Origin of the sequence: Photobacterium sanctipauli, from assembly GCF_003026495.1 — a bacterium.
GTDB lineage: Bacteria > Pseudomonadota > Gammaproteobacteria > Enterobacterales > Vibrionaceae > Photobacterium > Photobacterium sanctipauli.
On sequence record NZ_PYMA01000001.1, the window covers coordinates 466408 to 487186 of the forward strand.

18 protein-coding genes are annotated in these 20779 nt (G+C 46.2%); 9 read left to right on the top strand and 9 right to left on the bottom strand.

What is annotated here, in order from left to right:
- Window positions 1–386: 386 nt before the first annotated feature.
- Complete coding sequence (locus C9I98_RS02040; RefSeq protein ID WP_036819547.1) at window positions 387–974, bottom strand: sugar O-acetyltransferase; 588 nt, start codon at window positions 972–974, stop codon at window positions 387–389.
- A 482-nt stretch (window positions 975–1456) separates the two neighbouring features.
- Between C9I98_RS02040 and C9I98_RS02045 the strand changes: the two genes are divergently transcribed.
- The 5 genes from C9I98_RS02045 (at window position 1457) to C9I98_RS02065 (ending at window position 10273) form a co-directional block, all read left to right on the top strand.
- The gene (locus C9I98_RS02045; protein ID WP_036819544.1) at window positions 1457–2005 is read left to right on the top strand and encodes a hypothetical protein; all 549 of its coding nucleotides are present in this window, start codon (window positions 1457–1459) and stop codon (window positions 2003–2005) included.
- A gap of 142 nt (window positions 2006–2147) precedes the next feature.
- Entirely contained in the window at window positions 2148–4031 is a 1884-nt protein-coding gene (locus C9I98_RS02050) for a TonB-dependent receptor plug domain-containing protein (RefSeq protein ID WP_036819542.1), read from the top strand.
- A complete protein-coding gene (locus C9I98_RS02055; RefSeq protein WP_211318295.1) occupies window positions 4021–5532 on the top strand; it encodes an AbgT family transporter in 1512 nt (503 codons plus the stop codon). The genes C9I98_RS02050 and C9I98_RS02055 overlap by 11 nt, the downstream gene beginning before the upstream one ends.
- 144 nt (window positions 5533–5676) lie before the next feature.
- Window positions 5677–8484, top strand: coding sequence for an ATP-binding protein (locus tag C9I98_RS02060; protein WP_107271507.1), 2808 nt, complete (start codon window positions 5677–5679; stop codon window positions 8482–8484).
- 1 nt (window position 8485) lies between these two features.
- Complete coding sequence (locus C9I98_RS02065; protein WP_036823717.1) at window positions 8486–10273, top strand: EAL domain-containing protein; 1788 nt, start codon at window positions 8486–8488, stop codon at window positions 10271–10273.
- A 2-nt stretch (window positions 10274–10275) separates the two neighbouring features.
- Here the strand turns inward: C9I98_RS02065 and C9I98_RS02070 are convergent, their stop codons facing one another.
- The 4 genes from C9I98_RS02070 to C9I98_RS02085 form a co-directional block, all read right to left on the bottom strand.
- Window positions 10276–10929: a LysE family translocator gene (locus C9I98_RS02070; RefSeq protein WP_036823720.1), complete on the bottom strand. Its 654-nt coding sequence runs from the start codon at window positions 10927–10929 to the stop codon at window positions 10276–10278.
- 49 nt (window positions 10930–10978) lie between these two features.
- A complete protein-coding gene (locus tag C9I98_RS02075) occupies window positions 10979–11587 on the bottom strand; it encodes a class I SAM-dependent methyltransferase (protein ID WP_036823723.1) in 609 nt (202 codons plus the stop codon).
- Window positions 11587–12318 carry a glucose 1-dehydrogenase gene (locus tag C9I98_RS02080; RefSeq protein ID WP_036823726.1) on the bottom strand — a complete coding sequence of 244 codons (732 nt, stop codon included), beginning with the start codon at window positions 12316–12318 and terminating at the stop codon, window positions 11587–11589. Before C9I98_RS02080 ends, C9I98_RS02075 begins: the two co-directional genes overlap by 1 nt.
- Window positions 12319–12434: 116 nt before the next feature.
- Window positions 12435–12881 (bottom strand): HPP family protein, encoded by a 447-nt coding sequence (locus C9I98_RS02085; RefSeq protein WP_107271508.1) that lies wholly within the window; start codon window positions 12879–12881, stop codon window positions 12435–12437.
- 148 nt (window positions 12882–13029) lie between these two features.
- Between C9I98_RS02085 and C9I98_RS02090 the strand changes: the two genes are divergently transcribed.
- The gene (locus C9I98_RS02090) at window positions 13030–13575 is read left to right on the top strand and encodes a TetR/AcrR family transcriptional regulator (RefSeq protein ID WP_036817563.1); all 546 of its coding nucleotides are present in this window, start codon (window positions 13030–13032) and stop codon (window positions 13573–13575) included.
- Here the strand turns inward: C9I98_RS02090 and C9I98_RS02095 are convergent.
- The 3 genes from C9I98_RS02095 to C9I98_RS02105 form a co-directional block, all read right to left on the bottom strand.
- Window positions 13572–14078 carry a GNAT family N-acetyltransferase gene (locus C9I98_RS02095; RefSeq protein ID WP_036817553.1) on the bottom strand — a complete coding sequence of 169 codons (507 nt, stop codon included), beginning with the start codon at window positions 14076–14078 and terminating at the stop codon, window positions 13572–13574. The two genes, C9I98_RS02090 and C9I98_RS02095, sit on opposite strands and share 4 nt — an antisense overlap.
- 18 nt (window positions 14079–14096) lie before the next feature.
- Entirely contained in the window at window positions 14097–14639 is a 543-nt protein-coding gene (locus tag C9I98_RS02100; protein ID WP_036817555.1) for a GNAT family N-acetyltransferase, read from the bottom strand.
- A gap of 110 nt (window positions 14640–14749) precedes the next feature.
- A complete protein-coding gene (locus C9I98_RS02105) occupies window positions 14750–15652 on the bottom strand; it encodes a LysR substrate-binding domain-containing protein (protein WP_036817557.1) in 903 nt (300 codons plus the stop codon).
- 133 nt (window positions 15653–15785) lie between these two features.
- On the opposite strand from C9I98_RS02105, the gene C9I98_RS02110 reads away from it, so the two are divergent.
- From C9I98_RS02110 to C9I98_RS02120, 3 genes are all read left to right on the top strand, one after another.
- A complete protein-coding gene (locus C9I98_RS02110; RefSeq protein ID WP_036817559.1) occupies window positions 15786–16730 on the top strand; it encodes a DMT family transporter in 945 nt (314 codons plus the stop codon).
- Between the two features lie 90 nt (window positions 16731–16820).
- A complete protein-coding gene (locus C9I98_RS02115; RefSeq protein WP_036817561.1) occupies window positions 16821–17483 on the top strand; it encodes a hypothetical protein in 663 nt (220 codons plus the stop codon).
- 310 nt (window positions 17484–17793) lie between these two features.
- Window positions 17794–19416, top strand: coding sequence for a methyl-accepting chemotaxis protein (locus C9I98_RS02120; RefSeq protein ID WP_107271509.1), 1623 nt, complete (start codon window positions 17794–17796; stop codon window positions 19414–19416).
- 140 nt (window positions 19417–19556) lie between these two features.
- Here the strand turns inward: C9I98_RS02120 and C9I98_RS02125 are convergent, their stop codons facing one another.
- Window positions 19557–20729: a MalY/PatB family protein gene (locus C9I98_RS02125; RefSeq protein ID WP_036825094.1), complete on the bottom strand. Its 1173-nt coding sequence runs from the start codon at window positions 20727–20729 to the stop codon at window positions 19557–19559.
- Between the last annotated feature and the right edge of the window lie 50 nt (window positions 20730–20779).

Consider the following 20779-nt stretch of genomic DNA (forward strand, 5'->3'; position numbering starts at 1 on the left):
TACTTACCCCCCTATAAAAACCCACTTAATTGGAATATTTTTCCACTTAAATTCAAGTTTTAAACATTAAGTTAAAGAAGGATTACGCACAGCAGAGTAAATCGCCACGAATGTAAAATAGTGTCAAAACAGGCGACTAATTTGTTTCATTCGTTACAATGAGCATGAGGTCATTTTCTGCATAAGGAAAAGCAATAATGAAGACGCAAGAACTGGTTTGGCGAGTGGCATGTTTTATCATTTGCACACCAACGATTGCTGTCGGGGTTGGCTTTATCGCCTGCCACCTTACCGATGTTAACGGTATTTAAGCGCCAATTCGCCCATAAACCAACAACGCCAGAGCCATACCAATAACAAGGTAAGCACTCTGGCGGTTATGTTTTTTACTTGGCAAGTTCTGCTTTGTTTTCGCTGATATCCAAAGTACGGATAGGCTTGGCCGGAGAGCCCACACAAACCGTGTTCGCTGGCAAGTCTTTAGTCACAACACTACCAGCACCAATAACCACGTTATCGCCAATTGTCACACCTGGGCAAACTGTCACGTTTGCACCCAGCCATACATCGTTACCAATAGTAATCGCGTAAGCAAACTCATCGCCCGATGCTCGCTCGACAGGATCAAGCGGGTGACCCGCAGTAGCAATAACCACACCCGGTGCCAGCAAGCAGTTATCACCAATGGTAATTGGTGCACAGTCTAGAATGGTACAACCGTGGTTAGCATAAAAACCCTTACCTGCTTTAATGTTGTAACCGTAGTCGCAGTTGAATGGCGACTCAATCCAAGCATCACTTTCACGCTCTAGCAAATCATTGATGATCGCCTGACGCGCTTCTTGCTCTGTTGGGCAAGTTTGATTAAGTGCAAAGCACAGTTTCTTCGCTTTCTGACGCTCATTAACCAGCTCTTCATCCCAAGCCTGATAAACCTGGCCAGAAATCATCTTTTCTTTTTCAGTTAATGCCATTTTTCTTTCCTATACACCTTAAAACCAGTACCCAATGGGCACCTAAAAAATACAGCAAGTATTATGAATTTTGCCCTGCAAAAATCTCTCTTTATCTGCTTCGAATTTACAAAACGGTTATACAGATCACAGTCGGTACAAGCGTTGCAAGGCCGTGCCAAAAAGAAAAATAAAACGATACGTAACATCAGTAAATAGAATGTCAGCTTTTTTTACAACTCAAGGACATTAACGCAAACAGCTCTGTTTATTTATTTGATAAATAAGATTAATAAATTTAGGCGTAACATTTGCTTGCCTTGGTAAATCACAGAAAAAAACAGAGCAAGCATATGAATCAAGGCAGGCATTTTCATTTAACCCTAAGGTCAATTGTTTATCTCTTTGGCTGTTTATGGCTACTTCTCACTACCTCCACAGTACATGCTTACATACTGTCTGGGGACTTATCTGAAATTGCTCCACCAACATCAGCCGATCACATGCAATTGGAATCTAATGACCATGCATTTTTCTGGCAAGAACAACAAAACGTTCAACTCACCATGCCACTTACCGTTGATGTTGCCCCTTTCATTAATAACCCGTCAGGGTTCTATGACAGTGGCGTAGCAAGTGTTGAAGCAACATGGAACGGGCAACTACAACCGGGTATTTACAGCAGCTTTTTCATCCATGGTGATAAGAACGGGCCAAATCAAACGTTTGAAGGCAGCGTAACCTTTGATAATGAAATCATTGTCGGCATTGCCTACAAACAACCTAATTTAAACCTAACTGAAGATAAGTTTGGCGCAATTGGTACGACTTACGCCACAGGCCCCAATGCAATATTTGAACTAGACGGTCCAAACAACCACTTTACCATCTCGCAAGATCAGAAGACCTTTTCATTTAAAATGGTTGTCGCCCATAACCTCGATAACATAAGGATCATCACTGCATCATCTGTTCACGAGCCTTCGATACTGGCACTGATTGGCTTTGGACTATTGCTGCTTCGCTTCCGCTTACCTAAAAGAAAATATTAATGAATCAGCCCCCTAATAACAGCATCATACTTCTTCGCTTCTTGTAAGAAAATTCTGAATTGATGGGCATCACTCGCAATGAATAACATACACCGAGCTAATAACAATCGTTATCATTTACATTCATTGCAGTGGTCCTCAAATGAAAAAAATAATTCCTCTTTCAAGTATCTTCTTGATCCCTTTAGCCAATGCGCAACAACCTATTGAAGTAGACGATGTTATCGTCACTACGGCAACCGCTAGCCAAAGCGCCACGGTTGCAATGGCACCCGCAACAGTTAGCGTGATCGACCCTGAGCAAGCCGACCAACTTCAACTCTCACAAGATTTAGGTGATGTATTGGTTGGCACCCCAGGGGTAACCGTCACATCGAACGCCAATGGTACACGTGGTGTCGCCATACGCGGCCTTAATAGTGGCTACACGCAGGTACTAATGAATGGTTACCGCAACTACAGCAGTGAAGCGATGTTCCGTGGTAATGATAGCGGGTTAAGCTTTATTCCAACCATCGCCATGGAGAGTGTTGAGGTTATACGCGGCCCAATGTCATCGCTATACGGTGCCGATGCAATGGGCGGCGTAGTCAGCGTTACCACCAGAAAAAACAGCGGTGTTACAGAAGGTGCCATCAGTGTCGAAGGCCAATATAACGCCGAAGATGAAGGCGGAAATGGCCAGCAGATCGGCGTATATTTCTCTACCCCATTTACCGATCAGCTAAGCTGGACCGTTTTTGGCAACTACTTGCATGTTGACCAAACCTTCTATGACCAAGCCCCTGAGTTTACCAAGCTCCGTGAACGTGATAATTACAATATTTTCAACCAGCTGGATTATCAAGTTAATGATCGAAACACGCTTGGTTTAGAGCTTCAAGTGTCCCGCGAAGATCAAAAAGGTGACCGAGTATTCAACAGCCGAGAATTCGAACAGCAACGAGAGACACAAAAACTCAGCGCAAGGCATCAACTCGATTTAGATAACGGCTTTGTTAAAACGAATGTCTTTTACGATGACTACGATATTCAATACATAGACAACCCGAACTCCGATATAGCCGAAAAGACATACGGTATTGATTCACAAGCATCACTTGATGTCGGCGAGCACACGGTATCGTTTGGGTTTGATGCAAGAAATACTGAGCTAACGGGGGCTGCCCGTTTCTTTGAGAACCAAAATCTGGACCGTACTCAATGGGGCGCATTTACAGAGGCGAACCTTAGCTTAACCGATGCAACGGTGCTGACACTGAGTGGACGTTATGACGACGATGAAATCTACGGCAGCGAGTTCACCTACCGCGCCTATGTTGCCAGTGAAGTGAATGATCAATGGACATTAAAAGGCGGCCACAGCACAGCATTCAAGGCACCGCAAATGGTACAGACCTTCGATGATTATTCAGCGCCTGTTGCAGGCGGAGGAACCATCTACGGTAATTCCGACCTCAAGGCCGAAACCGGAGACTTTACCGAGTTAGGTGCTTATTTCAATCATGGCGATACTTCAGCAAACCTCACTGTATTTTACAATGAAATCGACAACCTGATCCAAAATGAGTCTATAGGCGGCAACGACTTCCGCTATGGCAATATTGGCAGCGCCACCATCAAAGGCGCCGAGTTTGTTCTATCTCAAAACTTCGAGCAAGCTTTGCTTAACTTGTCTTACACCTACTTGGATGCCATTGATAACGATACTGACGAAGTACTCCGAGGAACGTCGAAGCATCAAGCAACGGCAGATGTAACATGGTTTGCAACCAGCGAACTCGATATCTTCGCCCGCGCCCACTACCGAGGTGAACACGTGGGTGAGCTTGGCCGAGACCTAACGCCTAACGATGCTTACACGACTATCGACGCAGGCCTACGCTACAGCGTAAACCCTGCAACCTATATCAAGTTTGGGGTGAACAACATTACCAACGAAGATATTTCGGATCCAAATACCCCGGCCTATTCAGAGGTTATCAGAGGTACAACCTACTACGCTGGCTTAGTGTATGACTTCTAAGGCACACACCATGCCAAACAAGTGTGGGCAATCGTGCTTTGACAAGATTGAACGTTGGGGCAACAAGTTGCCCCACCCAGTTTCATTGTTCGTTTTGCTCACCTTTTTTGTCATGTTCCTCTCCTGCATAGGCCACTATGCAGGGTGGAGCTACCAACTCCCCGGCCAAGAGCTTCAATTTGTTCAAAACCTCCTCTCTCCTAGCGCGATTCGCCAATGGCTAGGAGGCGCAGTTTATGAATTCATTCGCTTCCCACCGCTCGGGATCATTGTTGTTGCCATGGTTGGTATCGGCCTTGCCGACTCCTCAGGGCTCATTAGCTATAGCGTCCAACGCGCGGTAAAGCAGGCTGGTACGTGGCAGCTCACCGCCACTATTTTACTGCTCGGTGTGCTATCGAATGTAATAGGTTCGGTTGGCTATATTGTTCTCATCCCGTTAGCCTGCCGTACATACCAAGCTGCCGGCAGGCCACCATTAGCAGGCCTGGCTACGGCATTCGCGGGTGTGGCGGGCGGTACTCACGCAACCGTATTCATGACAACCTATGATGTTGTTATTGCGGGTATCAGCACTTCGGCTGCAAGCTTAATTTCGCCCGACATTGTGGTCAGCCCCCTTGCTAACTATTACTTCCTCGCTTCCAGCGTCTTTTTGTTAATTGCTGTCGGCTCTGTGGTCTCGATAAAGTTTGTAGAGCCAAGGCTTAGCAAGCATTACGTCCAACAAAAAAGCGATGAGGTGTCACCCAACAGAAAAAACGATCGCGCCCTTTTCTGGTCGACTTTCGTTTTCTTGGGGACACTAGCAGCAATTCTTATCGCAGCCATCCACCCTGACGGTTGGCTGAGACCGGAAGAAGGCACCCTGTTTGCCCATAGTGAAATTGTAAAGGGGTTGCCCATTCTCGTTTCCATCACCTTCGGGTTAAGCGGCCTGACTTTTGGTTGGCTATCGGGAGCATTTAGCAGTGAGAAGGACATTATTGAGGCCTGTCAGAAAAGCCTAAGTCAACTAGGCCTATTCCTACTACTGATCTTTTTCGCATCCCAGCTCATTTATATGTTTAAGCTAAGCCAAATATCTGGCTATCTCGCCGTCAATTTTGGAAATTTGGTATCAAGCTTTGCCGTCAGCCCCATACTACTGGTCATTGCGGTGATTACCATTAGCGCCATTTTAAACATATTCATGGGATCACCCGTTGTACAATGGAGCATGATGGCCCCAGTATTTATTCCTACCATGTTAATGGCCGGGATCCCTATTGAGCTCACTCAGGTTGCTTTTCGTATTGGTGATTCGGTTACCAATATTATCAGCCCGCTGTTTGGCTATTTAGGCATCATATTAGCCACAGCGCAGCAATATAGTTCAAAGGCTAAAATCGGTACCCTAGTATCGATGATGTTACCTTTCAGCCTCTCCTTCCTAGTCATGTGGAGTAGCTTCCTATTGCTATGGGTATTTTACTTCGAGCTTCCTTTGGGAATTCAGTAGCCATCAATGAATAAAATCACCTTGTAGGAAAAATCCTACAAGGTGATTTATTGCACTAGACTGTATTATAGTTGCCACCCAAACACCCCTTGATATCAATCAACCCTAAGCTCATTGGCACAATACACAGGCGATATTCCATTCATGATTCGACTTATCTTGCTTGTGCTCACGCTATGTGGCCCATCGCTTTTTACTCTGCCCGCGAGCGCTGAAAACTCAGCGATTAACCAATCGACGAATACCGACGAAAATACACTGAGGTACACGGTTGGCAATCACCTCTACCCGGCCATTTTTCTCGATAAAGCCACGCTAGCACCATCAGGGTATGTTGTTGATCTATTTAAGTTGATCGAGTCGCAAACGGGCTTAAGGTTTGAGTACATCCCGCTGGCTGATGGGGGCTCAGAAGCAAGTATGTTTGCTAATAAAGAAATTGATATCATACCTTTTGAGAACCCAAGAAAAGCCCGCCAGAACTTTGGTTCAGGGCTTTCAACCATTCCCTACAATTCACAGCGTTTTTTATTAATTGAGCTGAATAATGTAGCAATGAAAATTGGTATCGTTGCCCGAACTCAAAGGGCCAAAACATACCTAGGCGATTTCATTGCGCCATACCAACAACCTGTTTTCTACAATTCAATCGAATCCCTTGAAGCTGATTTAAAAGCCAATAAACTTGACGGTATCTTTTTATCAGAAGAACTTATTACCCCAGAATTTCTAATCGCCAACCACCAAAATATTACCCTCAGCAACGCCCGAAGCATCACAACGCTAACATCAGCAATGCTGTTTCAAGAAGAGCATATTGCTCAATACCTGAAAGTTAACCACTTCTTAACCCAGCTAGATAGCAACACGGTGACAAACCTAGCGAAAAAATACAGCCGTTCTGAAATAAACATTGGCTACCAACCGAAAACAATGGCAATCATTTTATTTATCAGCCTACTCATTTCACTGGCTGTATGGTTGATATACCAGAAAAAACATCGTTCTCTCGAAGGCGCACTGTCAAACGAGCGAGCAAGAAAGCGCAAGGCTGATCTGGCGGTTGATTGGTTCTCATCTTTACTAGAAGGGCTCCCTGTAGGCATGCTGCTTACAGATAAAAACGGTAATGAGCTCATTAGCAATAAGCTATTTCGCAACAAATACAACCAATATCCGCTTCCTAACTTAGACAACTTGGCTAGCAAAGGGGTTTGGTCACCTGAAGATCAATCGGTGCACTTCAATTTTTACAAAACGGATATTCTCCACCCGGAATCAAAGGAACTTTGCCACCTGATTTTATGGGATGATGTGCCTCAGCTCGAAAAGCAAAAATCTGAACTCGCCTCTGCCCACCGTGTGGCAACTGATGCACTAGCAGCCCGTGCGCGATTTACTGCAATGATTTCTCACGAGCTAAAAACGCCAATTTCTGGCATGCAAGGATCGCTGGAACTACTGCATAGAAAAATTCATCTGGAGCCGGAAAATCAAGTTTTAATTGAGAGTGTCATCCAATCGGCTGAACAACTAGAGCGCCAACTAAGCGAGATTTTGGACTTCTCTAAAGCTGATTCAGGCACGATGACGCTAGATAACGCCCCATGCAACTTAGTGCTCGAGCTCGATCAGACATTGAGGCTCTACCACTCGGCGTGTGCCGAAAAAGGCTTGCAATTCCAGTTAGATTGGCAGCCAACTGAATACATTTTAGCTAACACTGATATTGATAAAATTAAGCAAGTACTGGCTAATTTGCTGTCAAATGCCATCAAATTTACCCACTGTGAGAGGATCTCAGTCGCTATATCGCTGACGAAAGACGTGTTCCAGCTAAAGGTAAAAGACAGTGGTATCGGCATGACACCAGAACAACTGGTACAAATCTATACCCCATATATGCAGGCAGATAGTTCAATATCCCGTCAATTTGGTGGCACCGGGTTAGGCATGTCGATCGTTAAAAGTATCGTCGAATTGTTTAACGGAGAGATAGCGATTCAGTCGGAGTCAGGTATCGGCACCGAGATAACGGTCCGACTCCCTATAGCCACCTCACCATTCAGCATTAACGAGCCCGTCGGTATTCACTTTACATCGTTAATTGCGCAGCAATGGTTAGTATGCTGGAAGGTGAAAACCACTGATAATATTCCCCTGCCCACCGCACAGCTCGATAGCGATGAAGAATGTTACCCCAGTTTGATATTGGAGCGGCTCGGCCAGAACAGCCTAGTTCTTGATAAGCATGACTTCTTTCCCCCGCTCCAGGGCCATATTCTCGTGGCAGAAGACAATGACATAATACGCACAGTGATCAAGCGGCAGCTAGAGGCTTTAGGATTGAGCTTTGTCATTTTACCCAACGGGTCCGATGCCTATGAACAATTTGAAAGCCAACCCGATGATTTTCAGCTCATATTAACCGACTGCCACATGCCTCGACTGTCAGGCTATGAGCTCTGCAGTCAAGTACGCCATCGCGCCCCAGAGCTCCCGATCATTGGCTACACCGCCTATGCAACGGAAGCATCACATACCAAGGCCAAAGTGGCAGGGATGAATGAGCTACTTATAAAGCCATATAGCCTAACGCAGCTTTACCAAACGTTATCAAAATACCTCCCGCAATCGAATCATACCGAAAGCCCGGTGGCATGGTTGGATAAAATAAGCGCGGCAGAAAAAAATGAGTTGCTACCTGTTGTTGTTGAATCCTACCTCAAAGACATCAGTTACCTTCAAGCGCCAGACAAGAGGCTAAAGCAGCAGTTACATCGAATAAAAGGTTCAGCCAACATTCTCAAGCTAGATACGCTCGCATCAGCAATTTGCCAATTAGAAAAAATGGATGCCGTCCCCCAGAAGGAACTCGATAAAGTGATTAAGCAATTAGCGCTGATTATCGAGCAAGGGCAAGCATTTTTAGATAAAGAAAAGCGAAAATAATATGAAAACCTTGATTGTAGAAGATGACCTGATTCAAGCATCAAAGCTAAAAATCGACCTAAGAGAGCTTGGAGTAAGCCAAATAGCGATTGCCTCAACCTATGCGGGAGCATTAGAGCTTAGCCAACAAAGTCGGTTCGATATCATTTTCTGCGATATTAACCTGCCTGATTCAGATGGTATTCACCTTCTCGCTCAACTATCGCCACTCTGCGGTCAAGCACATATTGTTATTCTTAGTGGCTGCGACAATGCTGTTTTATCCCTTACCGAGAAAGTGGCGCAAGTATTAGGGTTCAAATCAGTACACCGAATTGACAAGCCATATGATAACGCACAATTGTCATCCCTTTTATCTAGCCTAAACCAAGCTAAACTGATGACAAAAGCCGACAATAATAAGAAATGGCCGCAGCCAAGTATCACCCACTCCGACTTTATAACGGCTATTGAACAACAGCAGCTGGTTAACTTCTATCAACCACAAGTGAACACACGCACCGGGGAAACTCTGGGGATCGAGGCGCTAGTTAGATGGATACATCCTGACGCGGGGCTTCTTTTACCCAACCAGTTTTTAGAGTTTGCATCGGATCAACATACCTCTGTGTCATTATTTAAAGCGGTACTGAAGTCTGCACTACGCGCGATGCAGCAACTCCCCAATAACCTACAGCTTTCTGTTAACCTCACCAGTCAAGATCTAGCTTACCCCTCGTTTTATGACGATATTGTCTTGATATGCGATAAATACGGATTCAACTACCAGCGCCTTACTCTCGAATTGAATGAGAAACAGCTTTACCTTTCAGAAAGCAGCGCGCTAGTGTGCCTTGCCCGATTCAAGTTAATTGGCGTCAAATTAGCCATTGATGATATAGGCTGCGGCTACTCGTCGCTATCCCGCTTAACCCAAATCCCGTTTGATGAAGTCAAAATCGATAAAAGTTTAGTGCAAGGGGTCAGCAAACACTCCCATCAGCAAGCGATCACCCAATTACTGATCAATTTGTCTCAGCAACTCAACCTAAAATGCGTAGTTGAAGGTGTAGAAGATGAAGACGACTTACAATACCTGCAACATCAAGGTGCCAACCTATTTCAGGGCTACCTAACAGGTAAACCCATGCCAACCGATGAACTGGCGGCCTATCTCAATACACCAATAAAACCGGTTAATCAGCCTGTGCATTCATGCCTTATCGTCGACGACCACCCTATCGTATGCATTGCACTTAAGCAGGCATTTAACCAACATCCCGATGTTATCAGGGCAATAAGCGTAGAGACGGCCAACGAGGCAATGTCTGCAATACGTGCGGAGCACTTTAGCTTGCTCATCGTGGATATTAACTTGAAGTCAGAGAGTGGGTTTAGCCTCATAGAGCGAGCAAAGGAACAAGGCTTTCAAGGCAAAATCATTGCCATGTCGTCCAGTGAAAACCCAAGTTACCCCATGCTGTCCGACCACAAAGGAGCCGATGGTTTTATTAACAAAACCTTAGAAGTTGATCAAATAGTCCAAACAGCCATCAACTTATCTAAACAAACCGGGGAGCAGTCTAATACCAAATCGGCAGGGTCCCATTGCAACGATGATCCATTTAAAGCGTTGTCTCAACGCGAGCTAGAAGTATTGGATCACCTTATCAACGGACAAAACAACAAAAGTATTGCGGCTTTACTATCGATAAACGAGAAAACAGTAAGCACTTATAAAACGCGCATTCTGCAAAAGCTCAATGCCTCTTCCGTCATTGAGCTCAGCAAAAAATACAGTCTACGATAAATTCATGACACCATGATCTTCACACCGAGAATGGTAAACAAGCCACCAGTCAAATAATCAATAAAAGCGGAGACTTTTTGGTAGGCCTGTTTTGCCAGCGGATGGGAAAAGGAGTAAGCCAAGAACAGGTGCCAGATGAGGGTGATGGTCGCCATGATCACCATAATATTGAGCATCATCGCCACGCTAATGTCTTTGGGGACCGACACACTGAATAAGCTCACAATGAAAAAGCCCGTCTTCGGGTTGAGGATACTGGTGAGAAAGGCAGTGCAAGTAAGCTTTAACTTAGTTGGGGACGACTGGTAATCAAACTGCTCCCCTGCCTCAAGCAGATTACGTTGTTTCTGGGTTAGAGTACGTTGTTTTCGGGTACGGTACAGCTGACCAAGCCCAAGGTAAACCAGATAGCAACCACCAACCACTTTCATCACGGTAAATAATTGCGGGTATAAAGTCAGCAACACCATTAAGCCCGAGGCACCAAAGAACGCCCAAAGCAAAATAGCCAGGCTTACGCCCAGTGCCGAATACCGCGCCAAACTTCTATCATGGTTCAGCGCAGTATTGATCGTTAACAAGACATTGGCCCCCGGCGTCATGACAGCCAAAACCCAAATAACCACCACGTGCGCGATAACTACCCAGTAATCCATTTCCTACCACACCCTATTCTTGTATGTTGCTATCACTTTTTTGATTAGCCTAACGGGTCAATACTAGCCCTAAACGTCCTTTATCACGCTTACCATCGGGCTCGTTCACCATTACCCTTTTAACGAGAGTAAAACCCATTTCCTCGCAAGTCTTCACCAATTGCGCCATCGGTAAGGCATCGTAATAAAACTCAATGTCGAACATGTAATCGGTGAAAGCCGGAATATCCTCATCGCTTCCACCGCTCGACAAGATCACGACACCTTGCTCTGGCAACGCCTTAAAGACCTGCTCCAGTATCGGGCGATGGTAATCTCTAGGTAAATGGAATAACGAGTCCCAAATCACAACGCCGTGATATTGTTCGGTAATTGAATACTCTTCCAGCTCACAATGGATCCACTGCTGATCCGGTAGTTTCTGCTTTGCCTGGGCTAATAGTTGCTGTGAACGGTCAACGCCCACAATCTGGTGTCCAAGCTCAGAAAGCCAAGTCGCAATCGGGCTGCCATGCCCACAGCCTAGATCAAGAATGGAAGCCTTATTGGGTAGCCGCGAGGCAAAAAGCTCGAAGAGCGCGGCATCTTTTTCGGGTAATGTGTGCCGGGCTTGCTGCCACTGGGTGGCAATAGCATCATAGTTTGCTTTCAAGAACATTAACGTCCCCCGGCTAAATCAATAAAAGTACCAGTGGCATAGCTGGCCTCATCGGACAATAACCAATCAATTGCGTTGGCGACTTCTTCAGACGTGCCGCCTCTGCGCAACGGAATTTGGGCACTAAGGCGTTCGACCCTATTAGGTTCGCCGCCATCGGCATGCATTTCAGTATGAATAAAGCCAGGACGAACACCGTTGACCCGAATGTTCCTTGGCGCCAATTCGAGAGATAACCCTTTAGTCAGGCTGTCCATTGCTCCTTTTGAAGCAGCGTAATCCACGTATTCATTGGGGGCGCCAGTTCTGGATGCAGCCGACGATACATTCACAATCGCCCCGCCGTCCGGCATACGCCTAATGGCCTCACGGCAACATAGAAAACAACTGGTCACATTGGTCGTGAGTATCTCGGTGAAGCGCTCAAGGCTAATATCAACTAACGGTGACTGCGTACGCACAATACCGGCGTTATTCACCAAATGCGTAACCCTGCCCAATTGCTGTTCGGTTTGATCGAAAAGGCGAATTACATCCTCTTCATTCGCCACATCAGCAGCACAAGCAATAGCACGGCCACCAGCCGCGATGATAGCGGCAACCACCGCCTGTGCTTCAGCCTCACGAGCCCGGTAATTAACACAAACAGCATAGCCTTTTGACGCTAAAGATTTTGCCGTCGCCGCCCCGATCCCTCGACCGCCGCCAGTAACAATGACTACCTTGCCCATACGATTATTTCCTTTTCAGATGTTTCGATTTAGCACGCTATGCTATGCATTTAAGCACTGTTAGCGAAGAAGATCACCCCCGGATTATTAATTCCAGCAATATCACTAAATTATTATTAAATATAACGAATACGCACTTTTTGCATGGCTTTTCCCACCAGCACGATGATAACAGCACCTAGCAATACAGGAGTAAACAAGAAGCCCCAGCTTTGGCCTGCCAGCATAATCAAAATAGGGTTGGCGCCAGCTGGCGGGTGCGTCGTTTTCGTCATTAGCATTGCCGTGACTCCCAACCCCGTCGCCGCAGCCAAACTCAACTGTGTTACACCAATGAACTCAACAAAGCACACACCGATAAATGCTGTTAAAACATGGCCTGCAATCACATTCTTCGGTTGCGCTAACGGGCTATCCGGTACACCAAATACCAGTACAGTCGTTGCACCAAAGGGCGCCATCAGGAACAACCATTCCGGTTGAAAACTCTGCGCACCAGCTAGAATACCAATAGCAATTGCCGCCCCTAGACCTGACACCATGGGAAACACAAACTTATTCATCCATCACCTCAACGTAATCTGCATATTTGTCTTTAATTACCGCCTAGCTCACTAGCGCTTGCTGTAAGTAGACCACTCTGTCTACCTAACATGGTAGACAAGTCTGTCTCTTAATGTCAAGATGAAGGTCTAAGCCATGGGGAAAGCAATGAAAGACAAAAAACAGTTACTGACCGATACCGCACTGACGCTGTTCTACGAGCAAGGTGTTAATTCAGTTGGCATAAATGAGGTGCTGAAAGTCTCTGGCGTGGCAAAGAAAACCCTGTATAACCACTTTGCCAGCAAAGAAGCACTGGTGATTGCAACGCTTGAAGTTAGGGATGCCGTATTTCTAAACTGGCTAGACAGGGAGCTTTCAGGGGCAAAAACAAACCGTGAGCTCATCGAAGCCCTGTTTAACTCGCTTACGGCTTGGTTCAATGATGAGGTCGCTGAGCTCAGCCCGTTTAGAGGCTGCTATTTCATCAATACTTCGGCAGAGTACCGAGATAAAGCATCGCCAGTCTCACATTACTGCCGACAGCACAAAGACAGTGTCAGGGCACTGATTGAACAGCACATGCCCGTTAAGAATGAGGCGTTGCTGACCATGATTTGCATGCTAAAAGAGGGCGCGATCGTGTCGGCATACACCAGCCACGATCTTGACGCGGCGAACAAGTGTATACCTCTGTTATTGAAGCTATCTTAGTAATTTTGGTAGATCAAATCGGCATATCGCTTGCCACCAATCTCATAGGCATCGGGTATGCGCTCGGCTAACTTAAAGTTTGCCTTCGCGAGTATTTTTTCGCAGGCAATATTACCTTCAGTAACGGCGGCTTGGTACTGGGTGATCCCTAGTTGCTCTTTAGACCAATGAAGCAAAGAGGCTAATTGCTCAGTCCCATACCCTTGTCCGTGGAAGTTTGAATGCAACAAATAGCCTAATTCAGCCACCTTACCATCGAACTTAAAGCCGGTGACGCCGACACATTGTTCACTGGATTTTTCTTTGATCAACAAGCATAGCCACTCATCAGAGTTCAAATCCCAAGGCAAAAGGCGGGACTGGAAGCGCTCTAGTACAACGTCATCCGGTAGCGGATCAAAGCACAAGGCTATCACGGCAGGGTCACGAAAGAGAGATAGGAAGAAAGGCCAATCAGATTGGGATAATGGGCAATATTTTAAGTTGTCGCTTTCAAATTCCATATTCAGTTCCACTACGTTTTAATTATCCTCCAACATAGCAAACCACTCACTTCTAAGTACACCGTATCTTACCGAATCATAATACTCCCCTTGATAATAACGCACTTTTCGAAGTCGGGCTTCCTGTATCATTCCTAACCTTTCGGCGCAAGCCATCATTCGTGGGTTACCAGACCATGTGGTTAGACCCACACGTTCAATTTCCAGCGATTTGAATAGGTGGGAAACCCAAGGCGCCAGTGCTTTTCGACCAATACTCTGCCCCCAGCAAGTCGAGTCATAAATCACGATCCCGACTTCCAACCACCGTGTCGACTCACACTCCCAGTAATAGCTCACCATACCAACCGGGCGATTTTCATACTCAATCAATAACGCAGTGTCACCCTCGCACAGTCGCTTGAACTGGCCTGCTGCAAACTCATCAAGTGTTGGGGTTTGATAGGGAAAATAAGGACCGTTAAAAGCCGTCCAAGCCTCATCGTCAGTGACAAGCGCATACAATGACTCCAGCTCTGTATTACGGGCTTTGCGCAGAATAATTTCTTTATCACTCAACATCGTTCACCAACTAAGCACATTTACTAATGGCAATATTGATAGCATGAACAAACGGGTGTTACGCGAACAGAAATCACTTTTTCGCTTCCACCTAATACGATTTCAAACGATTAATCGAGTTGTTCATTGAATTGCGCCTTGAGCCAGCTGCGCAAAGTAAGTATTGGCTCCATCTTCAACTTTTCCGGTTGGCAAACAAAATAGAAGCTTTGATTGGGATTGAGCACTGGCTCACCAATTTGTACCAGCATCCCGTGCTTTATATCATCCCGAACAAATTGCTTATGGGTGATAAGTACTCCCAAGCGACGAATGGTCGCCTGCACGGCTTGTACCGATGCCGTGAACGTTAAATTACGTTGCTGACTGGGCACAGCGAGTTGGTTTGCATCACACCATACTTGCCAGTCATATTTTCGCCTCGGGTTCGTTGCAAAAATAGCAGGGAATTGAGCCAACAGCTCAGCTGGCGAGCCCCCTTCTGGCCCTTCAAGCAAATGCGGGCTACACACCATAATTAACTCATCATCGCCCAACATTTCACAATGGTAATCCTGCCAATCATCGGCATGACCGTGAATCAATGCCACATCGACACCTTCACGCTCTAAGTCGAACACATGAATAATGTTAGAAATTCGCACATCAATATGCGGGGCATGATGTTGAAAGTCCGTCACCCGCGGGATCCACCAATGAAGTGCCAGCGAGTTCACCATATTCAAGGTGAGGCGGTTTCCCCCGCCTTGGTTAGAGAGTGACTCACTGGCCTCAACGATTTGGGTAAGGGCAGGGGCAACCTTGCTGTAATAACGCCTTCCGTCTTGATTTAGCTCGACTCGTCGACCCACCCGGCGGAACAGCCGCACATTAAGCTGGCTTTCTAGCGACTTAATGGCCTGGCTCACCGCAGAGTGGCTGACATTCAAATGCTCTGCGGCATCAGTCATGCTGCCGCTCTCGGCCACCGCAACAAAAGCATAAATTGACTTTAATGGGACTAGCTTTCTCATTGTTAAGTTTTTCTAACAGTTTTGGTTAGTATTATTCGCTTTTTATACTGTCGCAAGGCACTTACACTTTTATCATCAAAAACCCGATCTTCATCCGGTTTCAATCACCATTACAACCCGCTAAGGAACCTCAATGTCCACTGATTTTCGCCCTGTCGCCTTTATGCTGATCTCAACCTTCACGCTGTCTTTCAACGGACTTATCATGAAGTTTTTGAGCGGCAGCTTCAGCACTGAAGTGCTTGGTGCATTGCGTTTTATCTTTCCGGCGTTGATCATGCTAACAATTTTGAAGTTTTCAGGTTGGGTGGTGCCAGATAAAACCAATCGTCGTCCAATCATTATCCGCTCCTTGTGCGTTGTCGGCAGCCAACTTTCCTTTATCACAGCCTTAAACTCCCTCACCCTAGTAGAAAGTGTGGTGCTGTTCAGTACCGGGCCACTGTTCATCCCGTTGTTAGAAAAACTGTTTTATAAAACACCCATTCAGGCAATGACGATTTTTAATCTCGGGCTCACTTTTACAGGTGTATTGCTACAAGCTGGCAGCACTGAAGGAGTTAACCTGCGCCCTGAGTTATTGATTGGTCTGGCAGCTGGCGGGTTCAATGCCATGTCCCAGGTGAGCTTATTCAAGGGCGCGAAATCCACCTTGCCTGCTGCAGCAGTGAACGGTTGGTGCTTCTTGCTGGCAGCATTGATCTTGGCCCCTGTCGCTACCCTTAATGTTGTACAATCAGGCGGGCAAGTCTTGCATCACAACCTGCTGCTACCCGATGCCTCCGCATTGCTTATTGCCGCTTTGCTTCTATTACTTGCAACCTGTACTGCTGGCACCCAAATGTTTCGTGCCAAGGCCTATAAGCTAGCCACGTCCAGTTCTGAGTTGGCGCCTTTAATATTCACCAACTTCCTGTTTGCAATTATTTGGCAAGTCATGTTTTTCAACGAAGAGATGGCATGGAACAATGTACTGGGGATCAGCCTGATCATTCTCGCCACCTTAATTAACACCTTCTATCCAAGATGGGTGCAACGCCAGCACGCTGCCAAGCAAGGTCCAATTACCCAGTCGTAATATTTAATGCATAAAGAGGCTATATTCCCATTAGCCTCTTTATTCTCATTACGCTACATTAGCAATATCAGCAACGACAAGGATGTAGCGATGAAAAATCAATTAACTACCGCTGTTCAACTCATACTAGCCATTGCTATCTTTTATTTGGGCTATACGATTTACACTTTTACCAACACCATCAACAAAGTAGTCGATACCTACCCGCAAATGATGGCAGATATTAATGCCACGGCCGACAAGCTTGAAATTGAACAATGGCTACTCGTCGCAAAAACCATTGAAGAATTAACACCACAAGCCCTGCTTTTGGCTGACGATATAAAAGCGACCATTAATGACGTCAACCAAACTGTTGCTTCCGTTGATCAAAAAATTCCACTGATATTAGACGAAATCAAAGTCATTCGCGGGGAAACTGTCCCAGCCGTTATTCAAACGGTGGAGACAGTAAACAGCACCACCCTGCCTGATGCCTTAACCGAGCTGAAGCATTACCGGACAGATATTCTTCCCGCCGTCATTGTCGAGAGCACCGGCTATAGGGAGGCTACCATACCTGCCGTTATAACTGAGTCAGAGCACCTTCGCCGTGATGTGCCTATCATGTTGGCTAAAACCGATGAGATTGTCGATAAGAGTGAGCAAATCACCCAGCAGGCCACGCAAGGTGCGGTGAAAGGCGTTATCCTCTCGCCAGTCAACCTAATACGAGATGCGGGAACGGGGCTAAAATCAAAGATTCAGGAATAAATTGTACCATTCGAATACCGACCTAGTACGAAAATAATGTGCCAATTGTACTTTGTGATACAAAAAATAAAGCGTGTTATTTACGTACTAGCGTCGGCTTAATATTTTATAATTTCGTACCACCCAATCTGGCCAAAATAAACAACCATAAATTACACTCCCGCCGATTTATTATTTCAATAAAGCATCACTTCACAATCCGGCATTCTATTCAAGCTTACTTCTTTTAACTTACTATCAACTCTGACAATATATCTGGCATAAAAAATATATCTGGCGCTCCATCTCATTAGCTTAAGGAAAAGAAAGTATGCGCTTTATTATTCATGGCTTGACCATCCGGCAGCAAATGCTTGGGATGATCTCAGCCTTGCTTATTTCACTATTAGCAGTGTTAAGTTTCACCCTCATCCAGGTTGGTAATACCAATACTCAAGCCAACATAGCCGTAGAAAATCTGGTGCAACGCAGTGAAGGTGTTACCCATGTCCAGCTTGCCGCATTTTCGGACATCCGAATGCTATTTAACCAAGCGGTTTATTCAACACCGGCAAGAAACGAGCTTAATGCCGCGCTCCTAAAGTGGCGTGACGAAACCATTTCGCACATCCAAGCCTCGGGCGACTCGGAGTCATCCCGCAAGGCCCAGCAGCTAGTCAATGACTATTACGACCACCATGCCAAAGCTGCCGCACTGTTCAACGCCTTCGATAACGGTGAAGTGAGCGTTGCCGAGCGTGATCGCTTTATGACGCAAGGTGTCCAGCTCGCCACGGCTTACAACAGTTCAGTAATGAGCTACCTTGGTGTGCTTGCCAATGAAACTAACGCCGCCGCCCAAAATAGCGCCCAACAAACCAACCAATCCCTATGGTTTGTCATCCAGCTTTTTGGCATCACGACAGTGATAGGGCTTGCGATAAGCTACTGGTTGGCCAAGAACATTTCATCGCAAACCCGTAAAGTCTGCAATGCCCTTGAGAAGCTATCCCATGGCGACCTCACCGCTACCCTTCCGGTAGAAAAAGGCAATAATGAAATGGTTGAGCTATCCAACTATTTCAACCAGTCCTCGGCCAACCTGCGTAAAACAGTGGGCGATCTTTCGGCCATTGCGACCAATGTCGCCTCGGCAGCCACTGAGCTCAGCGCGGTAATGACCCAGTCGGAAGCCAACGCCAAAGAAGAAAGCAATCAAATCACCCAAATCGCAACCGCTATTAGCCAGATGTCGGCAACAGCCAAAGAAGTCAGCAATAATGCCGTACAGGCTGAACAATGTGCTGGCACGGCAATGGCATCGGTTTCGAGCGGCCATACTGCGGTAAACGAGCTGGAAAATGCCTCGAACCAGATTTCAGACTCGGTTCAAACCACGGCCGCAGTTCTGGAAGAACTCAAATCTTACTCGCTTGATATCAACTCGGTGATTGAAGTCATTGGCAATGTATCAGAGCAGACCAACCTGCTCGCCCTCAATGCGGCGATTGAAGCTGCGCGAGCTGGCGAACAAGGCCGTGGTTTTGCCGTGGTCGCCGATGAGGTTCGCAACCTTGCTGCCAAGACCCAACAGTCGACAGAGAGTATCAAAGAGCTGATCGAACGCTTGCAAGACAAGGTTGAGCAAACCAATAATGAGATGACCAATAATCTTGCCTTGGTCGAACAGTCACGGAGCAGCGTGGTGGCAGTCAGTAGCGTGTTCTCGTCAATCAACGACGCCGTTAACTCGATAACCGAAGTCAACACCATGATGGCAACGGCTTCTGAAGAGCAGTCGGCGGTAAGCAACGATATATCAAATAACGTCGAGACGGTTTCGGATGTCGTCGGGCAGAATGTGGCGGGTATCGGTCAAAGCTCAATGGCAACCGAAGAACTTGCCCGGCTTGCCGCAGAGCAGCAGCAGAGGCTTCAACAGTTTCGTGTTTGACCCAGCCTAGAGCAAACACAACTGGCATAAAATACGTTCCCCCCCAGCTACCACCTGAGCCTCTGGGCTTGACGGATAGCAGGGGGGACTTTATTTAACCCTTACCTTATATAACATCACCTTAATCTATCTGTACTCGTTTAGATCTGATCGACGGCCGCTTTTAGGCGCTCGAAAGAAGCTTGAAGCTGCTCAAGAGGCGATGCAACATTAATCCGGTAGTAATTCTCATTGGGCTCACCAAACCAAGTTCCTGGTGTCAGACCAATCTTGGCCTCTTTTGCTAATAATGACTTGAGCGGCTCTGGCGCCAAGCCAAGCCCCGAAAAATCGAACCAAATTTGGTTGGTCCCTTCCGGCTTAAAGACTTTGATTTGCGGCATGTGTTCAGCTACATAGCCAACAACCCAGTCAACATTGTTTTGGGTGTAGGTAAGAAAGCCCTCAAACCATTCCTGCCCCTTCTCGTAGGCGGCTATAGTTGCGAAAGTGGTAAATGCATTGCCGTGATCCAATGCCATCGAGCTAGATGCCGCTTTAATTTTGGCTATGTAAGCTTCGTTATCACTATAGATATAGCCATTGGAGATACTATTTAAGCCAAAGTTCTTCGCCGGAGAGCCAATAATCGAAATGGCACTCTCATAGCCAGTAGCAAGAATGCTATTGAATTGATGGTCATCAAACACGATGTCAGCATGCACCTCATCACTGATCACCACAACATCATACTTGGCTGCAATTTCCGCCATTTGGCGCAGCTCATCTGCCGTCCACACTCGCCCAACTGGATTATGGGGGTTACACAGCAGAACAATCTTCACACTGTCGTTTTTCAGCTTTTGTTCAAAATCGGCAAAATCCATTTCATAACGCTCTCCCGCCAGCTTAAGGGTATTGTTCACCGCTTTTCTGCCTGCGGATTCAATTAAACGGCGGAATTGGTGATATACCGGCGTTTGTATTAACACCCCTTCCCCTTCATTAGAGAACTCGCGAATAAGCAAAGCGATAGCACTAAGAACGCCTGGCACTTGGGCAAAGTTTTCCGGATTAAGTTGCAAACCATGACGGTCACGGTTCCAGTTTGAAATAGCTTGGAAAATATTCGATGAATTAAATTCGTAAGAATACACCTCGCGCTCGACGAGTCGCGCCAACTCGTTAGTGATAGGGTTTGCAATCGGAAAATCCATATCGGCAACCCAATAAGGTACCAGATCATCTGTCCCATAGATCTGATTCAACATATTGCTGTCATGCTTAATAAACTTATTGCTAATACCTTCGACTTGCGGTGATACCTTAAACATACGGTTTAATCCAACGTTATTGAATGACTAATACTGTTTAAGACGAAGGA

Coding starts and splice junctions, on each gene's coding strand:
- C9I98_RS02040 (WP_036819547.1), bottom strand. CDS start 974: ATGGCATTAACTGAAAAAGAAAAGATGATTTCTGGCCAGGTTTATCAG.
- C9I98_RS02045 (WP_036819544.1), top strand. CDS start 1,457: ATGCAATTGGAATCTAATGACCATGCATTTTTCTGGCAAGAACAACAA.
- C9I98_RS02050 (WP_036819542.1), top strand. CDS start 2,148: ATGAAAAAAATAATTCCTCTTTCAAGTATCTTCTTGATCCCTTTAGCC.
- C9I98_RS02055 (WP_211318295.1), top strand. CDS start 4,021: ATGACTTCTAAGGCACACACCATGCCAAACAAGTGTGGGCAATCGTGC.
- C9I98_RS02060 (WP_107271507.1), top strand. CDS start 5,677: ATGATTCGACTTATCTTGCTTGTGCTCACGCTATGTGGCCCATCGCTT.
- C9I98_RS02065 (WP_036823717.1), top strand. CDS start 8,486: ATGAAAACCTTGATTGTAGAAGATGACCTGATTCAAGCATCAAAGCTA.
- C9I98_RS02070 (WP_036823720.1), bottom strand. CDS start 10,929: ATGGATTACTGGGTAGTTATCGCGCACGTGGTGGTTATTTGGGTTTTG.
- C9I98_RS02075 (WP_036823723.1), bottom strand. CDS start 11,587: ATGTTCTTGAAAGCAAACTATGATGCTATTGCCACCCAGTGGCAGCAA.
- C9I98_RS02080 (WP_036823726.1), bottom strand. CDS start 12,318: ATGGGCAAGGTAGTCATTGTTACTGGCGGCGGTCGAGGGATCGGGGCG.
- C9I98_RS02085 (WP_107271508.1), bottom strand. CDS start 12,881: ATGAATAAGTTTGTGTTTCCCATGGTGTCAGGTCTAGGGGCGGCAATT.
- C9I98_RS02090 (WP_036817563.1), top strand. CDS start 13,030: ATGAAAGACAAAAAACAGTTACTGACCGATACCGCACTGACGCTGTTC.
- C9I98_RS02095 (WP_036817553.1), bottom strand. CDS start 14,078: ATGGAATTTGAAAGCGACAACTTAAAATATTGCCCATTATCCCAATCT.
- C9I98_RS02100 (WP_036817555.1), bottom strand. CDS start 14,639: ATGTTGAGTGATAAAGAAATTATTCTGCGCAAAGCCCGTAATACAGAG.
- C9I98_RS02105 (WP_036817557.1), bottom strand. CDS start 15,652: ATGAGAAAGCTAGTCCCATTAAAGTCAATTTATGCTTTTGTTGCGGTG.
- C9I98_RS02110 (WP_036817559.1), top strand. CDS start 15,786: ATGTCCACTGATTTTCGCCCTGTCGCCTTTATGCTGATCTCAACCTTC.
- C9I98_RS02115 (WP_036817561.1), top strand. CDS start 16,821: ATGAAAAATCAATTAACTACCGCTGTTCAACTCATACTAGCCATTGCT.
- C9I98_RS02120 (WP_107271509.1), top strand. CDS start 17,794: ATGCGCTTTATTATTCATGGCTTGACCATCCGGCAGCAAATGCTTGGG.
- C9I98_RS02125 (WP_036825094.1), bottom strand. CDS start 20,729: ATGTTTAAGGTATCACCGCAAGTCGAAGGTATTAGCAATAAGTTTATT.